This window comes from Alteromonas sp. McT4-15 (genome assembly GCF_020515205.1).
GTDB lineage: Bacteria > Pseudomonadota > Gammaproteobacteria > Enterobacterales > Alteromonadaceae > Alteromonas.
In genome coordinates this window covers 400,916-423,059 of record NZ_JAJALG010000001.1, presented here as the reverse complement: position 1 = coordinate 423,059, position 22,144 = coordinate 400,916, and the positions used below count along the sequence as shown (strand labels likewise).

At 45.8% G+C, this 22,144-nt stretch carries 15 protein-coding genes and 1 tRNA gene; 1 reads left to right on the top strand and 15 read right to left on the bottom strand.

Going from position 1 to position 22,144, the window contains the following annotated elements:
• The 14 genes from LHL20_RS01835 to LHL20_RS01770 all read right to left on the bottom strand — a co-directional run.
• On the bottom strand, positions 1 to 417 hold a 417-nt coding region (locus LHL20_RS01835), incomplete at its 3' end, for a GTP-binding protein (RefSeq protein ID WP_226432012.1).
• A 63-nt stretch (positions 418 to 480) separates the two neighbouring features.
• Complete coding sequence (gene fusA, locus LHL20_RS01830) at positions 481 to 2,583, bottom strand: elongation factor G (protein WP_202262696.1); 2,103 nt, start codon at positions 2,581 to 2,583, stop codon at positions 481 to 483.
• A gap of 27 nt (positions 2,584 to 2,610) precedes the next feature.
• The gene (rpsG, locus tag LHL20_RS01825) at positions 2,611 to 3,081 is read right to left on the bottom strand and encodes a 30S ribosomal protein S7 (RefSeq protein ID WP_014951036.1); all 471 of its coding nucleotides are present in this window, start codon (positions 3,079 to 3,081) and stop codon (positions 2,611 to 2,613) included.
• A 75-nt stretch (positions 3,082 to 3,156) separates the two neighbouring features.
• Positions 3,157 to 3,531 carry a 30S ribosomal protein S12 gene (gene rpsL / locus LHL20_RS01820; RefSeq protein WP_014951037.1) on the bottom strand — a complete coding sequence of 125 codons (375 nt, stop codon included), beginning with the start codon at positions 3,529 to 3,531 and terminating at the stop codon, positions 3,157 to 3,159.
• A gap of 310 nt (positions 3,532 to 3,841) precedes the next feature.
• Positions 3,842 to 8,014, bottom strand: coding sequence for a DNA-directed RNA polymerase subunit beta' (gene rpoC, locus LHL20_RS01815; RefSeq protein WP_226432011.1), 4,173 nt, complete (start codon positions 8,012 to 8,014; stop codon positions 3,842 to 3,844).
• Positions 8,015 to 8,095: 81 nt separating this feature from the next.
• Positions 8,096 to 12,124 (bottom strand): DNA-directed RNA polymerase subunit beta, encoded by a 4,029-nt coding sequence (rpoB, locus tag LHL20_RS01810; protein WP_159625696.1) that lies wholly within the window; start codon positions 12,122 to 12,124, stop codon positions 8,096 to 8,098.
• A 325-nt stretch (positions 12,125 to 12,449) separates the two neighbouring features.
• Entirely contained in the window at positions 12,450 to 12,827 is a 378-nt protein-coding gene (gene rplL, locus LHL20_RS01805) for a 50S ribosomal protein L7/L12 (RefSeq protein WP_015068303.1), read from the bottom strand.
• A gap of 57 nt (positions 12,828 to 12,884) precedes the next feature.
• Positions 12,885 to 13,403 carry a 50S ribosomal protein L10 gene (rplJ, locus tag LHL20_RS01800; protein ID WP_159625694.1) on the bottom strand — a complete coding sequence of 173 codons (519 nt, stop codon included), beginning with the start codon at positions 13,401 to 13,403 and terminating at the stop codon, positions 12,885 to 12,887.
• 305 nt (positions 13,404 to 13,708) lie between these two features.
• On the bottom strand, positions 13,709 to 14,404 hold the full coding sequence (rplA, locus tag LHL20_RS01795; protein ID WP_226432010.1) for a 50S ribosomal protein L1: 696 nt from the start codon (positions 14,402 to 14,404) through the stop codon (positions 13,709 to 13,711).
• Positions 14,405 to 14,408: 4 nt separating this feature from the next.
• A complete protein-coding gene (gene rplK, locus LHL20_RS01790; protein WP_032097749.1) occupies positions 14,409 to 14,837 on the bottom strand; it encodes a 50S ribosomal protein L11 in 429 nt (142 codons plus the stop codon).
• Positions 14,838 to 15,388: 551 nt separating this feature from the next.
• Positions 15,389 to 15,940, bottom strand: a complete 552-nt coding sequence (gene nusG, locus LHL20_RS01785) for a transcription termination/antitermination protein NusG (RefSeq protein WP_014951044.1) — start codon at positions 15,938 to 15,940, stop codon at positions 15,389 to 15,391.
• Positions 15,941 to 15,943: 3 nt separating this feature from the next.
• The gene (gene secE / locus LHL20_RS01780; RefSeq protein ID WP_159625690.1) at positions 15,944 to 16,321 is read right to left on the bottom strand and encodes a preprotein translocase subunit SecE; all 378 of its coding nucleotides are present in this window, start codon (positions 16,319 to 16,321) and stop codon (positions 15,944 to 15,946) included.
• A 78-nt stretch (positions 16,322 to 16,399) separates the two neighbouring features.
• Positions 16,400 to 16,476: transfer RNA gene (locus LHL20_RS01775), tRNA-Trp, on the bottom strand.
• Positions 16,477 to 16,643: 167 nt separating this feature from the next.
• Positions 16,644 to 18,485 (bottom strand): ABC transporter ATP-binding protein, encoded by a 1,842-nt coding sequence (locus tag LHL20_RS01770; RefSeq protein WP_202262699.1) that lies wholly within the window; start codon positions 18,483 to 18,485, stop codon positions 16,644 to 16,646.
• A 363-nt stretch (positions 18,486 to 18,848) separates the two neighbouring features.
• Between LHL20_RS01770 and LHL20_RS01765 the strand changes: the two genes are divergently transcribed.
• Positions 18,849 to 21,314, top strand: coding sequence for a carbohydrate binding family 9 domain-containing protein (locus LHL20_RS01765; protein WP_226432009.1), 2,466 nt, complete (start codon positions 18,849 to 18,851; stop codon positions 21,312 to 21,314).
• Between the two features lie 11 nt (positions 21,315 to 21,325).
• Here LHL20_RS01765 and LHL20_RS01760 read toward each other — a convergent pair whose 3' ends face one another.
• Complete coding sequence (locus tag LHL20_RS01760) at positions 21,326 to 21,949, bottom strand: RraA family protein (protein WP_226432008.1); 624 nt, start codon at positions 21,947 to 21,949, stop codon at positions 21,326 to 21,328.
• Between the last annotated feature and the right edge of the window lie 195 nt (positions 21,950 to 22,144).

Below are 22,144 nucleotides of genomic sequence, written 5' to 3'. Positions count from 1 at the left end.
GTCACACTTGTTCATGAATACGATGATGTAAGGAATACCAACCTGACGACCAAGTAGGATGTGCTCACGAGTCTGTGGCATAGGACCATCAGTCGCAGCAACTACTAGGATACCACCGTCCATCTGAGCAGCACCAGTGATCATGTTTTTAACGTAATCAGCGTGTCCTGGGCAGTCTACGTGTGCGTAGTGACGAGTAGGAGTATCGTATTCTACGTGTGAAGTAGAGATGGTGATACCACGTGCTTTTTCTTCAGGCGCGTTATCGATTTGATCGAATGCCTGTGCGTTACCACCGTAAGTCTTAGAAAGAACTGTAGTGATTGCTGCAGTTAGGGTAGTTTTACCGTGGTCAACGTGGCCGATTGTACCCACGTTTACGTGGGGTTTCGTACGTTCAAACTTTTCTTTTGCCATTTTTCTCGTTTCCTAAGTTAAAAGTCCGACCCACAAATAGACCGGACCGAACCTTCATTTAGATTAAATTCTAGATTCAATAATAGCCTGCGCCACATTGTTAGGCGCCTCAGAATAATTGAAGAACTCCATAGAGTATGAAGCACGACCTTGTGTTTGTGAACGCAAATCAGTTGCGTACCCAAACATTTCTGAAAGCGGCACTTTTGCACGTATTATTTTAACACCTGCTACGCCATCTTCCATACCTTCGATCATGCCGCGACGACGGTTAAGGTCACCAACAACGTCACCCATCCAATCCTCTGGAGTAGTCACTTCAACTTTCATTGTGGGTTCAAGTAACACCGGATTTGCTTCTGCGGCGCCTTTTTTGAAACCCATAGAGCCGGCGATCTTAAACGCCATTTCAGAAGAGTCAACATCGTGGTATGAACCATCAAACAACGTAACCTTAACATCAAGTACCGGATACCCTGCAAGAACACCACTTCGCATCTGCTCCTGAATTCCTTTATCGACCGCTGGAATGAACTCTTTTGGTACCACACCACCGACGATTTCGTTCACAAATTCGTAGCCAGCCCCTTCTTCTTGAGGCTCAATGCGTAACCATACATGACCAAATTGGCCACGGCCGCCAGACTGACGAACGAACTTCCCTTCAACTTCAACGTTTTTACGAAGGGTTTCGCGATAGGCAACCTGAGGGTTACCTACGTTACATTCAACTTTGAATTCGCGCTTCATGCGGTCGACAATGATATCAAGGTGAAGTTCACCCATACCAGAGATAATCGTTTGACCAGTCTCGTCGTCAGTTTTCACTTTAAACGACGGATCTTCTGCCGCAAGCTTGCTTAGGGCAATGCCCATTTTCTCTTGGTCAGCTTGAGACTTAGGCTCAACCGCAATTGAAATTACCGGCTCTGGGAATTCCATACGTTCCAATGTGATAACGTGATTTGGATCACAAAGCGTATCACCGGTAGTAACATCTTTAAGGCCAATGGCCGCAGCGATGTCACCTGCGCGTACTTCTTTAATTTCTTCACGGTCTTTCGCGTGCATTTGCACGATACGACCAAAACGTTCACGCTTGCCTTTAACAGGGTTATAAACCGTATCACCGGTGTTAACCACACCAGAATAACAACGGAAAAACGTTAACGTACCTACAAACGGGTCGGTCGCTATTTTGAATGCAAGTGCCGAGAACGGCTCATCGTCGCTTGAATGACGCTCTGCTTCCGTCTCATCTTTATCGTCAAGCACACCTGTAATGGCTTTAACTTCAGTAGGAGAAGGAAGATATTGAATAACAGCGTCTAGTACAGCCTGAACACCTTTGTTTTTGAAGGCACTGCCACAAGTGGCAAGAACAATTTCGTTGTTCAGTGTACGCTTACGAAGGCCTAAACGGATTTCTTCCTCGGTCAGCTCTTCGCCTTCCAAGTACTTGTCCATTAGCTCGTCTGATGCTTCAGCAGCCGCTTCGATCATTTCGGTGCGGTACTGCTCAGCGGTATCTAAATATTCAGCCGGAATGTCTTCATAGGTAAATGTCATACCCATGTCGTCTTCATTCCAGTTGATGGCTTTCATCTTCACGAGGTCGATGACGCCATGGAAATTCTCTTCAGCGCCCATGTTGATTTGAATCGGAACACAGTTTGCGCCTAAACGCTTGCGGATTTGACCCACAACACGTTCAAAATCAGCGCCAGCCCGGTCCATTTTATTAACGAACACTAGGCGTGGCACTTGATATTTGTCAGCCTGTCGCCAGACTGTCTCTGATTGAGGTTCTACCCCAGAAGACCCACAGAAAACCACTACCGCACCGTCTAGCACACGTAATGAACGCTCTACTTCAATAGTAAAGTCTACGTGTCCAGGGGTGTCGATGATGTTGATCCTGTGTTGATCGAACTGTTGCTCCATACCAGACCAGAAACAAGTCGTTGCAGCAGACGTGATAGTAATACCACGCTCCTGCTCTTGCTCCATCCAGTCCATGGTAGCAGCACCATCGTGCACTTCACCGATTTTGTGAGACAGTCCTGTATAAAACAGAACACGCTCTGTGGTCGTGGTTTTACCCGCGTCCACGTGAGCCACAATACCAATATTGCGATAACGCTCAATCGAGGTCTTACGAGGCATAAATCTCTCTCAGTTAAATAACGTTGATTACCAACGGTAGTGAGCAAACGCTTTGTTTGCTTCGGCCATACGGTGAACGTCTTCACGTTTCTTAACCGCTGAACCTTTGTTATCTGCTGCGTCTAGCATTTCAGCCGCTAGGCGTTGTGCCATAGACTTTTCGCCACGTTTACGTGCAGCTTCAACCATCCAACGCATACCTAGCGCGTTACGACGAACTGGACGTACTTCAACTGGAACCTGATAAGTTGAACCACCAACACGACGAGACTTAACCTCTACTGTTGGGCGGATGTTATCAAGCGCTTCCTCGAAGATATCTAGGTGTGCTTTGCCGGTTTTTTCAGCAACAATATCAAGCGCACCGTAAACGATTTTTTCAGCGACTGACTTTTTGCCGTCGAGCATTACGACATTCATGAATTTCGCAAGCAGTTGTGAACCAAATTTTGGCTCTGGTAGGATTTTACGTTGACCTACGACTCTTCTTCTTGGCATTTTCTATTCTCCGTATGAATTCAGGGAAAACCCAAAACTCTTAAACTTCAGTTTGGCCTTACTAACGGAGAACCGTTAAGACTTAGGCTTCTTCGCGCCGTACTTAGAACGGGCTTGTTTACGATCGTTTACACCTGCGCAGTCAAGAGTACCGCGAACTGTGTGATAACGAACACCTGGTAGATCTTTAACACGACCACCACGGATAAGTACTACACTGTGCTCTTGTAGGTTGTGACCTTCACCACCGATGTATGAAGAAACTTCAAAACCGTTAGTTAGACGTACACGACATACTTTACGTAGTGCAGAGTTTGGTTTCTTAGGCGTAGTTGTATATACACGAGTACATACACCACGTCTTTGTGGACAAGCTTGTAGAGCAGCTACGTTGCTTTTTTCAACGGGCTTTCTACGCGGCTTGCGCACTAACTGGTTAACTGTTGCCATTAACTAGCTCCTGATTAAAAACTACGAAAACCCAATCACTATGATTGGGTCCTATTTATGCGACTTTTAAAATTCGTCGCCCTTTTCATGTGAACATTGTGCTCGTCAATATTCACTGAGCGCTAATACAAAAAACCGCGACCGTTTTTAGTACCTTTTTTAGGCTATCAAAAATCGGGTCGCGGAATATTAATGATCATCGCCCTGACTGTCAAGGTGTACAAAGGTTAGACAGGAAGTTTTCCTGCTTTTTGTACGCCTTGCCTGCCAATTTGTTAGGAGTACGTTAACGCACTCCTATGATCATGCCTTATTCGGCAGTATCTTCGTCTGCACCAGCGTTAAGTGCTTCGGTTAGTGCCTGTTCTGCTTCAGCAGCAGAAACTGACATTTCTTCGATTTGCTCTTTGCGACGCTGTGCGCGGCGTTCGTGGTAAGCGAAACCTGTACCCGCTGGAATTAGACGACCAACGATTACGTTTTCTTTCAGACCGCGTAGGTCATCTTCTTTACCTTGAACCGCAGCTTCAGTTAGAACACGTGTTGTTTCTTGGAACGATGCCGCTGAGATAAATGACTCAGTAGACAGTGACGCTTTAGTGATACCAAGCAGCTGTGTTTCGTACTGCGCTGGGATCTTGCCGTGTTTTTCAATTTCACGGTTAGCCACTTTAACGTTCGATACTTCAACCTGTTCGCCTTCTAGGAACTGCGTATCGCCTGGGTTAGTGATAATACACTTACGTAGCATCTGACGGATAACTACTTCGATGTGCTTATCGTTAATCTTAACACCCTGTAGACGGTAAACTTCCTGAACTTCGTTCACGATGTAATTTGCTACAGCTGAGATACCACGTAGACGTAGGATATCGTGCGGAGACTCTGGACCATCAGCGATAACTTCGCCTTTTTCCACTTTCTCACCTTCGAACACGTTAAGCTGACGCCACTTAGGAATCATCTCTTCGTACGCGTCACCCTCAGCAGGTGTAATTACAAGACGCTTCTTACCTTTGGTCTCTTTACCGAAGCCGATAGTACCTGAGATTTCTGCAAGGATTGCAGGCTCTTTAGGCTTACGAGCTTCAAATAGGTCCGCAACGCGCGGTAGACCACCCGTGATATCACGAGTCTTCGAGCTTTCCTGAGGAATACGTGCTAGCACGTCACCTTCGTTAGCCACTTTGCCTTCTTTCGCTTCAATAGTGGTGAAGCTTGGAAGACGAATTTCTTGAAGACCGAACTCGTCGCTTTCAAGAATTAGCTTAGGCTCTTTAGCGTTTACTTTCGCAAGGTCTTTAACAACGATACGTGTTAGACCAGTAAGCTCGTCTTGCTGCATTTCAGTGTTAGAGTCATCAATGTCTGCGAAGCTAATCTTAGCTGCACGTTCAGTGATGATTGGGTGACTATGCGGATCCCAGTTAGCAACAATGTCGCCAGCTGCAATCGTTGCGCCGTCATCCACGCTAAGTACAGCACCATAAGGTACTTTATAGCGCTCTTTCTCACGGCCTTGCTCGTCGATAACAGTAAGTTCTGTTGAACGAGAAACGATAACCACTTTGCCGTCAGAGTTACGTACGAATTTCGCATTGTGTAGCTTAAGGCTACCCGCAGTCTTAACTTGTACGCTGTTCTCAGCAGACGCTCTTGATGCCGCACCACCGATGTGGAACGTACGCATGGTAAGCTGTGTACCTGGCTCACCGATTGACTGTGCTGCAATAACACCAACCGATTCACCGCTACCCACCATGTGACCACGTGCAAGGTCACGACCGTAACACTTAGCACAAACACCGAAGTCATTGTCACAAGTGATTACCGAGCGAACCATGATTTGGTCAACTGAGTTAGCTTCAAGCATGTCTACTAACGCTTCATCTAGAAGAACGTTACGCTCTACTAGTACTTCGTTAGTACCTGGCTTAAGTACATCTTCTGCTACCACACGACCTAGTACACGCTCGCGTAGTGGCTCAACAACGTCACCACCTTCGATTAGTGGTGTCATTTGAACACCTTCGAATGTGCCACAGTCGTCGTTAGTGATTACCAAGTCTTGTGCAACGTCTACTAGACGACGCGTTAGGTAACCCGAGTTAGCTGTCTTAAGTGCGGTATCCGCTAGACCTTTACGAGCACCGTGAGTCGAGATGAAGTACTGTAGTACGTTCAGACCTTCACGGAAGTTCGCCGTAATTGGGGTTTCGATGATTGAGCCATCTGGCTTAGCCATCAGACCACGCATACCTGCTAGCTGACGAATCTGAGCGGCACTACCACGAGCACCCGAGTCGGCCATCATGTAAACAGAGTTAAATGATGATTGCTCTTCTTCTTCGCCATCGCGGTTAATTACGATGTCAGTCTTAAGGTTATCCATCATGGCCTTAGCAACTTTTTCGTTAGCATTTGACCAGATATCGATAACTTTGTTGTAACGCTCACCCGCGGTAACAAGACCGTTTTGGAACTGTTCCTGAATTTCGATAACTTCTGCTTCCGCTGCGTCGATGATGTCTTTCTTAGCAGCAGGGATAACCATATCGTCGATACCAACAGACGCACCCGCGATCATCGCGTAGTGGAAACCGGTATACATGATTTGGTCAGCAGCAATTACTGTGTCTTTCAGACCTAGCGTACGGTAACAAGCATTCAATAGTTTTGAAATTTGCTTCTTGCCCATCGCTTGGTTGATGATTTCAAACGGCAGACCCTTTGGAAGGATCAGTGAGAAAATTGCACGACCAACAGTAGTGTCAGTTAGTGTTACTTTCTCAGTTTTGTTGCCATCTTCATCGATGTCATATTCAGTAATACGTACTTTAACGCGAGAGTGAAGCTCAGCATTACCTGTGCGGTATGCTTTTTCTGCTTCATTCGGGCTGGTAAATACCATGCCTTCGCCTAGGCCGTTTACTTTGTCACGCGTTAGGTAGTAAAGACCCAATACAACGTCCTGTGAAGGTACGATGATTGGCTCACCATTCGCAGGTGACAGAATGTTGTTCGTCGACATCATAAGTGCACGTGCTTCTAGCTGTGCTTCGATTGTCAACGGAACGTGTACCGCCATTTGGTCACCATCGAAGTCGGCGTTGTACGCCGCACACACTAGCGGGTGAAGCTGAATCGCTTTACCTTCGATTAGTGTTGGTTCGAATGCTTGGATACCCAAACGGTGAAGTGTAGGTGCACGGTTAAGTAGTACCGGGTGTTCACGGATAACGTCGTCTAGTACGTCCCAAACCTCTGGTGCTTCGCGCTCTACTAGCTTCTTAGCTGCTTTGATTGTAGTGGCAAGACCACGACCTTCAAGCTTACCGTAGATAAACGGCTTAAATAGCTCAAGTGCCATCTTCTTAGGAAGACCACACTGGTGAAGACGTAGTGTAGGACCAACGGTAATTACAGAACGGCCTGAGTAGTCAACACGCTTACCAAGAAGGTTTTGACGGAAACGACCTTGCTTACCTTTAATCATGTCTGCAAGCGACTTAAGTGGACGCTTGTTAGAACCGGTAATCGCACGACCACGACGTCCGTTATCTAGAAGCGCATCAACAGACTCTTGAAGCATACGCTTTTCGTTGCGTACGATAATGTCTGGAGCAGCTAGGTCTAGAAGACGCTTAAGACGGTTGTTACGGTTAATTACACGACGGTATAGGTCGTTAAGGTCAGACGTTGCAAAACGGCCGCCATCTAGTGGTACTAGAGGACGTAGGTCTGGTGGAAGTACCGGAAGTACCGTCATGATCATCCACTCTGGCTTGTTACCAGACTGTTGGAATGACTCAAGCAACTTAAGACGCTTAGTAATTTTCTTACGCTTAGTTTCAGAGTTGATTGAAGGCAGCTCTTCACGCATAGCCGCAACGTCTGCGTCTACGTTAAGTGCAGTAAGAAGATCGAATACTGCTTCAGCACCCATCTTCGCTTCAAACTCATCACCGTGCTCTTCAAGTGCATCCAAGTACTCTTCTTCGTTAAGAAGTTGGCTGCGCTCAAGCGTAGTCATACCTGGCTCAGTAACCACGTATGATTCAAAGTAAAGTACACGTTCAATATCACGAAGTGTCATATCTAGCATTAGGCCGATACGAGACGGAAGTGATTTAAGGAACCAAATGTGTGCAACCGGGCTAGCTAGCTCGATGTGACCCATACGCTCACGACGTACTTTAGTCAGTGTAACTTCAACGCCACACTTCTCACAGATAACACCACGGTGCTTAAGGCGCTTGTACTTACCGCAAAGACACTCATAGTCTTTAACCGGACCAAAGATACGCGCACAGAACAGACCGTCGCGCTCAGGCTTGAACGTACGGTAGTTGATTGTTTCAGGCTTTTTAACTTCACCGAATGACCATGAACGGATCATGTCAGGTGAAGACAGACCGATTCGAATATTATCGAATTCTTCAGTCTTGTTTTGTTGCTTTAGAAACTTTAATAAGTCTTTCACATTACTCTCCCAGCGGAGTCAGTCTCTAGAGCCCGGCGCAAGCACCGGGCCATCTCATAACATTACGCGGCGATTGCCGTATTACTTTTCTTCAAGCTCGATGTTGATACCCAACGAGCGAATTTCTTTAAGTAGTACGTTGAATGACTCTGGCATGCCAGGCTCCATTCTGTGGTCGCCATCGACGATGTTCTTGTACATCTTGGTACGGCCGTTAACGTCATCTGACTTAACAGTAAGCATTTCCTGAAGGGTATATGCAGCACCGTATGCTTCAAGTGCCCACACTTCCATCTCACCGAAGCGCTGACCACCGAACTGTGCTTTACCACCAAGAGGCTGCTGTGTAACAAGGCTGTAAGAACCAGTAGAACGCGCGTGCATTTTGTCGTCTACTAAGTGGTTCAGTTTCAGCATGTACATGTAACCAACCGTAACTGGACGCTCAAACTCGCGACCGGTACGACCGTCGAACAATGAAATCTGACCGCTTTCTGGAATATCAGCAAGCTTCAGCATTTCTTTGATTTCAGATTCACGTGCACCGTCGAATACAGGTGTTGCTACTGGAACACCCTTACGAAGGTTTTCAGCTAGACGACGAACTTCGTGATCTGTGAAGCTATCGATGTCAACTTCTTGGTGATTCTCACCAAGCTCGTACACCTTCTTCAAGAAGTCACGTAGTTCAGCCAGCTCACGCTGCTCTTTAATCATGCGATCAATTTTCACACCAAGACCGTGTGCAGCCATACCCAAGTGCGTTTCTAGGATCTGACCGATGTTCATACGAGACGGTACACCTAGTGGGTTAAGTACGATATCTACCGGCGTACCGTTAGCATCGTATGGCATGTCTTCTACAGGCTGGATAGTCGAGATAACACCTTTGTTACCGTGACGACCGGCCATCTTGTCACCCGGTTGGATGTGACGCTTAACCGCAAGGTAAACCTTAACGATCTTAAGTACGCCTGGTGCTAGGTCATCGCCTTGTGTGATCTTGCGACGCTTCGCTTCAAACTTCTTATCGAAGTCTAATTTGATTTCAGCGTGCTGATCAGCAATTTGGTCTAACTCTAGCTGTGCGTCTTCGCTGTTAAGTGCAATTTCAAACCACTTTTCACGCGGTAGGCTGTCAAGCTTAGCTTGGTCAACACCAGCACGGATAAGTGCAGTTTGTGCACGAGCAAAGATACCGTCTGCAAGAATTTCGAACTCGTCAGTAAGGTCTTTCTTAACCTGACGTAGTTGCATATCTTCAATTTCTAGCGCGCGCTTGTCTTTCTCTACACCGTCACGGGTAAATACTTGAACGTCGATTACTGTACCGTGAACAGAGTTAGGTACACGTAGAGACGTGTCTTTAACGTCAGACGCTTTTTCACCGAAGATTGCACGTAGTAGTTTCTCTTCTGGCGTAAGCTGCGTTTCACCTTTAGGCGTTACTTTACCTACAAGGATGTCACCGCCTTTCACTTCTGCACCAATGTAAACAACGCCTGATTCATCAAGCTTGCTCAGTGCAGACTCACCCACGTTCGGGATATCAGAAGAAATTTCTTCTGGCCCAAGCTTAGTATCACGAGCGATACAGCTAAGCTCTTGAATGTGGATAGTCGTAAAACGGTCTTCCTGCGCTACACGCTCAGAAATAAGGATTGAATCCTCAAAGTTGTAACCATTCCACGGCATGAACGCGATACGCATGTTCTGACCAAGTGCAAGGTCACCTAGGTCTGTTGAAGGACCATCAGCTAGCACGTCACCTGCAACAATCGGGTCGCCAACACTACAAGTAGGCTTCTGATTGATACATGTGTTTTGGTTAGAACGTGTGTACTTAGTCAGGTTGTAGATATCGATACCTGCTTCACCTGGAAGCATTTCATCTTCGTCTACTTTAATAACGATACGGCTGGCATCTACGTAATCAACCACACCACCGCGCTTAGCAACTACAGTAACACCTGAGTCAACCGCGATAGTTCTTTCCATACCGGTACCAACTAGCGGCTTATCAGCGCGTAGTGTAGGTACTGCCTGACGTTGCATGTTCGCACCCATTAGTGCACGGTTCGCATCATCGTGCTCTAGGAATGGGATAATGCTTGCAGCAATTGAAACGATTTGCTGAGGTGAAACGTCCATGTACTTGATGTCTTCTTTAGGCATCAAGGTTGTTTCACCGCGGTGACGACATGGAATTAGGTCGTCAACCAACTCGCCAGCTTCAGTTAACGCGATGTTAGCCTGAGCGATTGCAAATTGACCTTCTTCAATTGCAGATAAGTAATCGATTTCGTCTGTAACTACGCCGTCAACAATGCGACGGAACGGTGTTTCTAGGAAACCGAAGTCATTGGTGCGCGCAAAGCTTGCCAATGAGTTAATAAGACCGATGTTCGGGCCTTCCGGCGTTTCGATTGGACATAGACGACCGTAGTGCGTCGGGTGTACGTCTCGAACTTCGAAGCCAGCACGTTCACGTGTAAGACCACCCGGGCCTAATGCAGAAATACGACGCTTGTGCGTTACTTCTGATAGCGGGTTGTTTTGGTCCATGAACTGAGAAAGCTGTGATGAACCGAAGAACTCTTTAACCGCTGCCGAGATAGGCTTAGCGTTAATAAGATCTTGTGGCATTACGTTGTCTAGGTCGCCTAAGCTTAGACGCTCTTTAACTGCACGCTCAACACGTACAAGACCAACGCGGAATTGGTTCTCTGCCATTTCACCAACAGAACGGATACGACGGTTGCCTAGGTGATCGATATCATCTACTTCGTCTTTACCGTCACGAATCATTATTAGCTGCTTCATAACAGAAATAATGTCGTCTTTATCTAGCGTGCCCGCACCAATAAGTTCTTCACGGCCTAGACGGCGGTTGAACTTCATACGACCAACAGAAGATAGATCGTAACGCTCATCAGAGAAGAACAAGTTATCGAACAAGGTTTCAGCTGCATCTTTTGTTGGTGGCTCACCAGGACGCATCATACGGTAAATTTCAACTAGTGCTTCAAGGCGGTTAGTTGAAGAATCGATACGTAGTGTATCTGAAATGTATGAACCGTGATCTAGCTCGTTAATGTAAAGCGTTTCGAACTCTTTGATTCCCGCTTGGCTTAGCGCCGCTAGGTTTTCAAGCGTTAACTCGTCGTTCGCTGTAACAATAACTTCGCCTGTATCTTCATTGACGTAAGTTGCAGCATAAACACGGCCGATTAGGTAATCAGCTGGCACTTCAAGCTCAGTAAGACCGGCTTTCTCTAGTGCACGCGTGTGACGCGCAGAAATACGACGACCGGTTTCAACAACTACGTTGCCTTCACCGTCAATGATGTCGAATTGCGCAGTTTCACCACGAAGGCGGTCTGGCACAACTTCCATCATTAATTTGTCTTTGTCGATACGGATCGCTACTTTGTCGAAGAAGGTATCTAGGATTTCTTCAGACGACATTTCAAGCGCGCGTAAGATAATAGTTGCAGGCAACTTACGACGACGGTCGATACGTACGAACAGGTTATCTTTCGGGTCAAACTCAAAGTCTAACCACGAACCACGGTAAGGAATTACACGTGCGTTATATAGCACTTTACCTGACGAGTGGGTTTTACCTTTGTCGTGATCAAAGAATACACCAGGTGAACGGTGTAGCTGTGACACGATAACACGCTCAGTACCATTGATAACGAACGTACCGTTCTCTGTCATCAACGGGATCTCGCCCATGTACACTTCTTGTTCTTTAATATCTTTTACTGTACCTGGCGCAGCGTCTTTATCGAACAACACTAACCGTAGTTTTACTCTTAACGGAGCAGAGAATGTGACGCCACGAATTTGACATTCTTTAACGTCGAAAACCGGCTCTCCCAGGCGATAGCTTACATACTGAAGCTCTGAACTACCTGAGTAGCTTTTAATTGGAAAAACGGAACGAAATGCTGCTTCCAAACCGTATTGAGCATCTGCATCGATCTCAATAAACTTTTTGAAAGAATCAAGCTGAATTGAAAGAAGGTATGGAATTTCCAATACCTGTGGGCGTTTGCCAAAATCCTTACGGATACGTTTCTTTTCGCTATAAGAGTAAACCATGGGTTCCTCAGCCTGCTGATTTTTGACCCAACCTGCTGCAAAATGCTTTAAAACGCGTGCTATGGGCTAAAAGCTGCGTTTCAAATGGCGCACTAAGCAACAAACTTCCACAACCCTTTTTCGGGCAGATACACCAGCATACAACAAAATTTAACCAATTATTAGTTAACTTGTTGGATTTTTATGCTTTTTATGGGTATGTCCGAATGGCGCCTTTTGTCGTGTAGCCAAGGGTTAGATTCTACACGCTATACAGCGCAAAAAGGCTGGTGGTTCAAAAAACCACCAGCCTTGCCGTCTCAGGCAATAATTTGACTATGTCAAATTACTTGATTTCTACTTCTGCACCAGCTTCTTCAAGCTCTTTCTTAAGTGCTTCAGCTTCATCTTTGCTTACGCCTTCTTTGATAGCTTTAGGAGCAGACTCAACTACTTCTTTAGCTTCTTTAAGACCTAGGCCAGTCGCGCCGCGAACTGCTTTGATAACTGCAACTTTGTTGCCACCGAATGAAGTCATAACAACGTCGAATTCAGTCTTTTCTTCTGCAGCAGCAGCGTCACCGCCAGCAGCTGGACCAGCAACAGCAACAGCAGCTGCAGCAGATACGTTGAATTTCTCTTCAGCCGCTTCGATTAGTTCAACCAGTTCCATTACTGGCATTTCAGCGATTGCGTTTAAGATATCTTCTTTAGTTAGAGCCATTTTCTCTAAACTCCTGGGTATAAAATGTTAAAAAAATCAATATGCCAAAAACGCCAATTACTTGGTGTCTTTGACCGCCGCCAATACGCGCACAAACTTGCCAGGAACTTCGTTGATTGTTTGAACGAATTTCCCAACTGGTGCTTTGAAGGTTGCAAGTAGTTTCGCAAGCGCTTCGTCGCGGGTAGGTAGTGCTGCAACTGCGTCCAATTTCTCTGGACCAAGAAGACCGCTACCAATTGAAAGTGCAGTAACTTTAAGCTTATCGTTAGTCTTACCGAAGTCTTTGAAAAGACGTGCCGCACCGCCTGGTGCGTCGATAGAGAAACCATAGATAAGCGGACCAGTTAAGGCGCTGTCTAAGTCTGCAAATTGACTGTCTGCTAGAGCACGTTTTGCAAGAGTGTTACGTACAACCTTTAGGTATACGCCTTGCTCACGAGCTTTAACACGTAGTTCAGTCAGTTCACCAACTTCCATCCCACGGTATTCAGCAACGGCTACGGATAGAGCGCGAGACGCAACATCAGAAATTTCTGCTACGATCTCTTTTTTTGCTGCTAAACCTAGTGCCACTGAGTTCACCTCTTTGTATCTGACTTAGTATGTAGTCGCCTACTTACGCCGTCAGGGTTCACAGATTGATACCAATCCTCATGATTGATACCGCTCTACGGTGTTTGTTACCCCAGAGAGTCTGAGTCAAACCACCGTCTGCGCAGGTTGTTGTATTAAGCAGTATGTTGATTGTGAAAGTTCTCTTACCTCTTTCACCACACCGCACCTGCGGTCTAGGACGGGAGCTGCTTATTAGCACTGCTAAATGAACAGCTCCAACCCATAACCTTTAAGAGATTCCATCGAGCTTTCGCTCAAAGGAATTAAAGACCTACAGAAGCCTTATCTAGAGATACGCCAGCACCCATTGTAGTGCTTAGGCTGATCTTCTTGATGTATGTACCTTTAGCAGAAGAAGGCTTAGCTTTCTTCAATGCTTCAAGTAGCGCTTCAAGGTTTTCTTGAATTTGGTTCGCTTCGAACGCAATCTTACCGATGCTAGCGTGGATGATACCGTTCTTATCGTTACGGTAGCGTACCTGACCAGCTTTCGCGTTCTTAACTGCTGTTGCAACGTCAGGCGTTACAGTACCAGTTTTAGGGTTAGGCATAAGGCCACGTGGACCTAGGATTTGACCTAGTTGACCAACAACGCGCATCGCGTCTGGGCTAGCAACTACAACGTCAAAGTCCATTTCACCTTTCTTAACTTGCTCAGCTAGGTCTTCCATACCAACGATGTCAGCACCAGCTTCTTTAGCTGCGTCAGCGTTTGCACCTTGAGTGAATACTGCAACGCGAACGTCTTTACCAGTACCGTTAGGTAGTACAGTTGCACCACGAACGTTTTGGTCAGATTTCTTCGCATCGATACCAAGGTTAACTGCTACGTCAACGCTCTCTGCGAACTTAGCAGTCGCTAGTTCTTTAAGAAGCGCAACAGCTTCGTTGATTTCGTACTCTTTGCCCGAGTCTACTTTTTCGCGGATTAGGCGAGCGCGTTTAGTTAATTTAGCCATTCGATTAGTCCTCTACGTTCAAGCCCATTGAGCGAGCAGAACCCGCGATAGTGCGTACCGCTGCATCTAGGTCAGCTGCAGTAAGATCTGGCTCTTTTGTTTTAGCAATCTCTTCCAACTGAGCGCGAGTAACTTTACCCACTTTTTCAGTGTTAGGACGGCCAGAACCACTCTTGATGCCCGCTGCTTTCTTAAGCAGGTAAGACGCAGGAGGAGTCTTAGTTTCGAATGTGAAAGAACGGTCTTCGTATACAGTAATTTCTACTGGTACCGGAGCACCTTTCTCAAGGCTATCAGTTTTCGCATTGAAAGCCTTACAGAATTCCATGATGTTTACACCGTGCTGACCTAGTGCAGGACCAACCGGTGGACTTGGGTTAGCAGCGCCAGCTGCAACCTGAAGCTTGATAATACCGCTTACTTTTTTAGCCATTTTACATGCTCTCTTGTTTGGGTCTAACGCCTCGCAAATACAGAGTTTATTTGCTCAATCGGCTTCCCGTTTCCATTTAAAAGGGCGCGCATTATATAAGGTGACTAATTACTATGCAAGGGCTAATTAGAATAAAAAACGGTCTAACGGCCAGTTTTCTCGAATTGGCAGATTAGCTAGGTTGATGCGTTGTGATCTCAACGTGCTCGTGGATAAAGTCATTCCGTTTAGGTTTTTAAGGAATTAAAGAGTCTTGCATGAAAATAGTAATATGGCTTGCGGTTATATGTATCGTTAACTGGTTACTTAAGCGCGCTATAGGCGTTAGTTTTTTCTCTGCGGTTAGTGATTCGACCAAGATTAGTAAAGCGTGTGCTTTTTTACTAAACGCATTATTCGTTGCAGGTTCCTTTTTATCGCTTTTTATCTTCGTATATTGAGAAACTTAGAACTCATTTGTATTTAACTTTCTATGTATTACCTCAGTGTTTCTTAAATTTCACATATAAAAAAAGACGGATAAACCGTCTTTTTTATATACTTATAAAGGCTTAGCCTTTTTCTACCTGACCAAACTCTAGGTCTACTGGTGTAGAGCGACCGAAAATAAGTACCGACACTTTTACGCGGCTTTTTTCGTAATCCACTTCTTCCACCACACCGTTGAAGTCTGCAAACGGGCCGTCGATAACGCGAATAACTTCGCCTGGCTCGAACAGTGTTTTTGGTCTTGGCTTATCAACGTTCTCTTCAAGTCGATTCAAGATAGCGTCAGCTTCTTTCTGTGTAATTGGCATAGGACGGTCAGACGTACCACCGATAAAGCCAAGTACACGAGGAACGCTTTTTACTAAGTGCCATGACTCTTCTGTCATCGCCATTTCAACCAATACGTAACCTGGGTAAAATTTGCGCTCAGATTTACGCTTTTGACCTGCACGCATTTCAACAACTTCTTCAGTCGGCACTAGCACCTGACCGAAGTAGTCTTCCATGTTGTGCATTTTGATGTATTCAAGCAGGGTCTTCTTAACGCGAGACTCGTATTGCGAATAGGCTTGAACTACGTACCATCTTTTCTTTACTGCTTCTTCTTCAGACATACGTTATGCTCCTATTCCAGTAATAAAGCCAACTACACGAACGATGATGCCGTCTAGTCCCCATAAAATCAGTGCCATGATCAACGTTGCCGCTAGCACGATAAGCGTAGTCTGGTTTGCTTCTTGACGCGTTGGCCAAACTACCTTGCGAACTTCTGTGCGCGATTCTTTAGCAAAGCTCAAGAAAGTGCTGCCTTTCTCAGTTGAAGCTGCGATAAAACCAGCAATAACAACTACTACAACAGCAGCGATGGCACGGTATAGTACCGAAATCTCACCGTAAACCGTGTTCGCGGTTACCAAACCGGCAAGTAGTGCAAAAATCACTACCCATTTAAACATGTCCAATGCATTGGACTGATTTTCCGTCTTTTCGCTCATGTTACGATCCTAGCACTACAGCGTCGTTGTCTTACGCGCTCAAAGAGGGCGCAATAAAAAATTTGTTGTTAAGTAAAATGGCAGGGGTGGAGGGACTCGAACCCCCAACCATCGGTTTTGGAGACCGCTGTTCTACCAATTCGAACTACACCCCTGTGGTGTCAAATGACAAATTTTACTTACACTACCCTTGTCAATGGTGCGTCTTTTCTTAGGAAAGTGCGGTATCGCAAGGGAGGGACGCGTATTATACTTAACCACCTTTAAGATACAAGCGCTTTATCTCGTATCGGTAAAGAATGTCAAATACAATATCCTCGCCCTATTCTATACCGATAAAGCCACCCGTCTGATGCGCCCATAGTTTGGCGTAAATTCCGTCATAGGCAATCAGTTCTGCGTGCGTTCCTTGCTCTACGATTTTACCTTTGTCGAGCACAAGTAAACGGTCCATTTGCGCGATAGTTGATAGTCTGTGCGCAATCGCCAATACCGTCTTTCCTTCCATCACTTTATCTAGGCAAGCTTGAATGGCAGCCTCTACTTCTGAGTCAAGTGCTGATGTTGCCTCATCGAGTACAAGTACTGGTGCGTCTTTTAGCAAAACACGCGCAATGGCGATACGTTGTCTTTGACCACCAGATAACTTTACGCCACGCTCACCGACGTGAGCGTCATATCCTGTGCGTCCATGGCTATCGGTCAGCGTCAAAATGAACTCATGGGCTTCAGCTTGCTTAGCGGCGCGGATCATGTCTTGTTCTGTTGCATCAGTTCGCCCGTACAGTATGTTGTCTCGCACAGAGCGATGCATTAACGAAGTGTCTTGGGTCACCATACTGATTTTGGCACGCAAGGTTTCCTGTCCTACTTCGGTAATATCTTGCCCATCGATAATTATTTTGCCGCTTTGGGTATCGTAAAAGCGCATAAGCAAATTAACCAAGGTAGATTTCCCTGCGCCAGAACGTCCCACTAGCCCTACTTTCTCGCCGGGTTTAATGGCCAAGTCTAAGTTGGTGAATACATCGATAGGTTTATTGTCCGCCCCCGAATACGAGAAATTAACGCGTTTAAAATCTATCCCGCCACCGCTTACTTCAAGCGCATTAGCTTTGGGTTTATCTTTGACCGCGATGGGTTGAGCCAATGTGTTCATGCCGTCTTGCACCGTGCCAAGGTTTTCGAATAAACCTGACACTTCCCACATTACCCAATGTGACATACCGTTCAATCGCAAACATAAACTGATGGCAATTGCGATATCTCCTGGGGTTGCTATGTTTTCCATCCATAGGTAAACCGACAGCGCCCCTATGGTAAAAATAAGAATGGCATTTGCCATTTCTACGCAAAACTCTAGCACTGTGACCAAGCGCATTTGCGGATAAACGGTTTGGAGAAAGCCGTCCATACTCTCTTTCGCGTAATCAGCTTCGCGACGGCTGTGAGAAAATAATTTCACCGTTGTAATATTGGTATAGCTATCAACAATTCTTCCTGTCATTAGCGAACGCGCATCAGCCTGTCGTTGCGACACGTCTTTGAGCTTGGGGACCAATACGCGCAAAATACCAATGTAGACAAAAAACCAAACGATGAGTGGCATGGCTAAACGCCAATCTGTACTGAAAATAAGGACCACCATGGAAATAAAGTACACGCTGATATACACCAATAAGTCGAGTACTTTAGTAACCGTTTCTCTCACTGAAAGTGCTGTTTGCATAACTTTAGTTGCAACACGACCGGCAAACTCATTGTGAAAAAACGTCAGGCTTTGTCCAAGCAAATAGCGGTGTGCTTGCCACCTGATGCGCATGGGATAATTGCCCATCAGCGACTGACGAGAAAACAGCGAACGCAATAGTATGAAGAGCGGAATAAACACCAGTACGGTTAAACCCATACCGATAAGGGTAAATTTTTGATCTGCTAAAAACGTACTTCTATCTTGCTCTGAAAACCAGTCGACTAACTGTCCTAAAAATCCAAATAGGGCAACTTCTAAGATGGCAACAATGGCACTTAATACAGAAACAGTGAGTATGACGCCCCACATACCTTTAGTGTAGTACTTACAAAACGCAATAATGCCCGTAGGAGGCTGGGTAGGTTGTGCATCAGGAAAGGGCTGTGTGAGCCTTTCAAAAAATGAAAACATGTAATACTCGTTTGTTAACAGATGACTAGTGCGTGTTGCCAACGCTAGATAGCAATAACGTGGCTTGAGCGCGTTTACCATTGCGGTATGTTTTTGATACAAAGGTCAACGGGCTCTGATTTAGTACGCAATTCTACACTAAATGTTCACGCCTTGTCGGTGATACCTTGGTTTGTTTTATGCCGTTTACTCGCTGTAGATTATCGCCCCGTTTCATCGTCCTTTTTCGCCGCATCTTCACTTAAGTAAAAATGCAAAACACGTTAAGCATCCGTTTATTTGCGATTAAGCCGCTTTTTGTCGCATTGGCTTTTATTCATACTTTGCGCGGGAAAAAATAATAACGACATCACACACATTATTATGGATAATTTTTTAGTAAAGCGCGGCGATGCTGTGCTTAAGCGCGTATGCACAATCTTTGCGTCATTTGCCTTTGCGGGTTGTTTGTCTGCGGGCTCTGCCTTTGCAACACCACTCCAAGAAACACCACACGAGCAACCTCAAGCAACCGAAACTTCCACACCTCCCACTATCGTTACAGAGCGGTCGGAAAATACGATTACAGAAACGTCTAATGACAATATCGGCGATTCGCTGGTTGTTCCTTTCATCGCAGGCACAGTAGAACTTGATGGCATTATCGACGAGGCTGTGTGGGAAGAAGCAACTAAAGTACCGCTTACTTTTGTTACCCGTCCTTTTGAGAATACCACGCCTCCCGTGCTCACAACGGCACGCATATTTGAAAACGGCGAAAACATATATATTGCGTTTACTGCGCAAGACGATGACCCATCGCAATTACGCGCCTTATTTCGAGATAGAGATAACGTATGGGATAACGACTTAGTTGGAATAAAAATAGATACGTTTGGCGACAGCCGTCTGTCGTATCAGTTCTTTGTTAATCCACGCGGCATACAGTCTGATGCCATCGAAAACCAAATGACGTTGAGTGAAAGCGATAGTTGGAATGCAATTTGGGACGCACAAGCACAAATAACACAAGACGGCTATACCGTTGAGATTGCGTTGCCTTTTCGCATCATGAACTTTCTCGACAGTGATGGTCCAAAAAGATGGCGAGCTGAGTTTGTACGTTTCTACCCACGAGAAAATAACCTTCGAATTTCTAATAGGCCCGTTGATAGGAATAACGCATGCGGGTTATGCCAAATGGGAGATATGGAGGGCTTCGCCACGGCAAAGCAAGGTCAAAACCTATCCATTACGCCCTATGCGGTAGCGGGTTATGCTCGTAACCGTGAAGCTGTACCTTCGCAAAATGCGACAGACTGGCAGTATCAAGATAACCAAGAAATAGGTGTCGATATAAACTGGGGTATATCATCTGACATGCTACTACAAGCCACAGTTAACCCTGACTTTTCTCAAGTTGAAGCCGACGCTGGACAACTCGGCATCAACAACCCGTTTGCACTATTTTTCCCTGAACAGCGCCCCTTCTTTCTTGAAAACGCTGATTTTTTCAGTACCCAATACGATCTTGTGTATACCCGCAATATCGGCGCACCTGACATTGGCACAAAACTAACTGGGCGAGTGAATAACCATACATTTGGTATTTTGGCTGCTAACGACGAAAGCACCACGTTTTTAGTGCCTGGAAATCTGGGCTCTAGTGTAGCAAGGCTTAACGAAGAAAGTACGAATATAGCCGCCCGATACCGATATGATATTTCAGAGGACCTTTCCGTAGGCGCAATAATTACTGGTCGTCACTCAGAGGATTACCACAACATTGTTACCGGCCTAGATAGCCGTTATCAAATAACGCCAAGCGATACGTTACGTGTGCAAGTACTTCGCTCACAAACGCAATACCCAGAAACATTGTTCTCTGACTTTTGCAGTAATGACTGTAGTGCCGATGATGATATTAACGAGATCACGCTACGAACGCGCAAAAACGATGCTTTCTCGGGCAGTACCTACAAGGTTGACTACCGTCACGAGGTTCGTGACTGGTATGTTTATGCCAATCGCACAAGTACTCAAGCTGATTTTCGTGCTGACTTGGGCTTTGAAAGCACCGTAGATAGACATAAAAGTGTGCTGGGCGGCGGCTATATCTGGTGGAATGAAGATGCATGGTGGAATCGCTTTGAGTTCGGCGGTGATTGGGATATCACCCACAACGATGACGGTGAACTTATTGAACGCGAAATGCAGGCACAAGTGGAGTTAAGTGCTGCTTATCAGTCTTATTTCAATTTTCAGTGGATTAAAAGAGATACTGTTGGTTTACGCCACAATGGCGCTAGTTTAGCCATAGATGGCAATGCCACGCGCTTTACCGAAGAACAATATTCCTTCTATTTTGAAGTCCAGCCAAGCCGTACCCTCTACTTTGAAAATTTTGCCCGTATTGGTGACAGAATCGACTTAAGAAACGACCGGTTGGGCGATCAGGTGTTACTAGAGCCTTCAATTACCCTTAATTTGGGGCAGCATTTGGAAGCGTCGCTGAGTCACGAATACAATCGTATAGATGTAAACGATGAAATGCTCTTTACAGCCAATCTATCGGATTTGCGACTAAGTTATCAGTTTAGTGCAAAACAGTTTATCCGCGTTGCACTGGTTTACGCCGATATCAAGCGCAATACCGATAATTACTTAATGCGCGTAGATGCACGAGATAGAAGTCTAGGCACGCAAGTGGTGTATTCTTACATGATAAACCCACTTTCGCGCCTATTCATTGGCTATGGCGATTCAGCGTTTGCCGATGATGAAAACCCAGGCCTATTGCGCACCGAGCAAGCCGTCTTTATGAAGTTCAGCTATGCGTGGCTTTACTAAAACATCTATTTTTAATCAGTGAACCCTAATTTTGCGAGCGTAGCCTCTACTTTATCTTGATGCTGCGCTTGCCATTCACTGAGTGACATTGCCGCATCTTTATCACCTCTTGCCTTGGCGATCTCAAATGCACGCTGCGCTTGTTCTCGAGGAATAACCGCTATACCCTCTTCATCAGCCACAATAATATCCCCTGCACTAACGGTGACACCGCCACAACGCACTGGCTGATTGAGTGGAGAAATACATTTTTTTGCGCCGGGTTTTGGCACGACACCACGTGCAAACACAGGAAATTGATTTTCTCTAGTTTCTGCAATATCGCGAATAACGCCGTCAATCACGAACCCCTTAATACCGCGTGATTGAGCAATTGCACATACATTGCCTCCAGCAACGGCATACTTATCATCGGCTTCAACCACGATTATGTCGCCAGCATTCGCTCGATAAATAGCTGCATGTAGCATGAGATGGTCGCCTGGGTCGCACTTAACGGTAAAGGCTGGCCCGGCAATCCGCGGAATACCTGGCCACAGAGGCTTTATGGCATAATCAATAAACTGCTCTTTGGGCAACGCATCGGCATACTCGCACGGGGAAACACTATCAAACGGAATTTCATTGGTTTTCATACACCACTCCTTTTAACTGAATAACCTGCATCCAAACTGCTTCCACTATAGCCAATTGTGTATTACAAGTTGTTACAAGCTGTGTATTTTCACTATAAACGCTTTTTCTATCACTGCGCACATGCTAAAAAAGTGACCATGCCTGCTTGATGCACGCGCCCCCTCTTAAAATAATAAACCTTGGTTATATCCAAG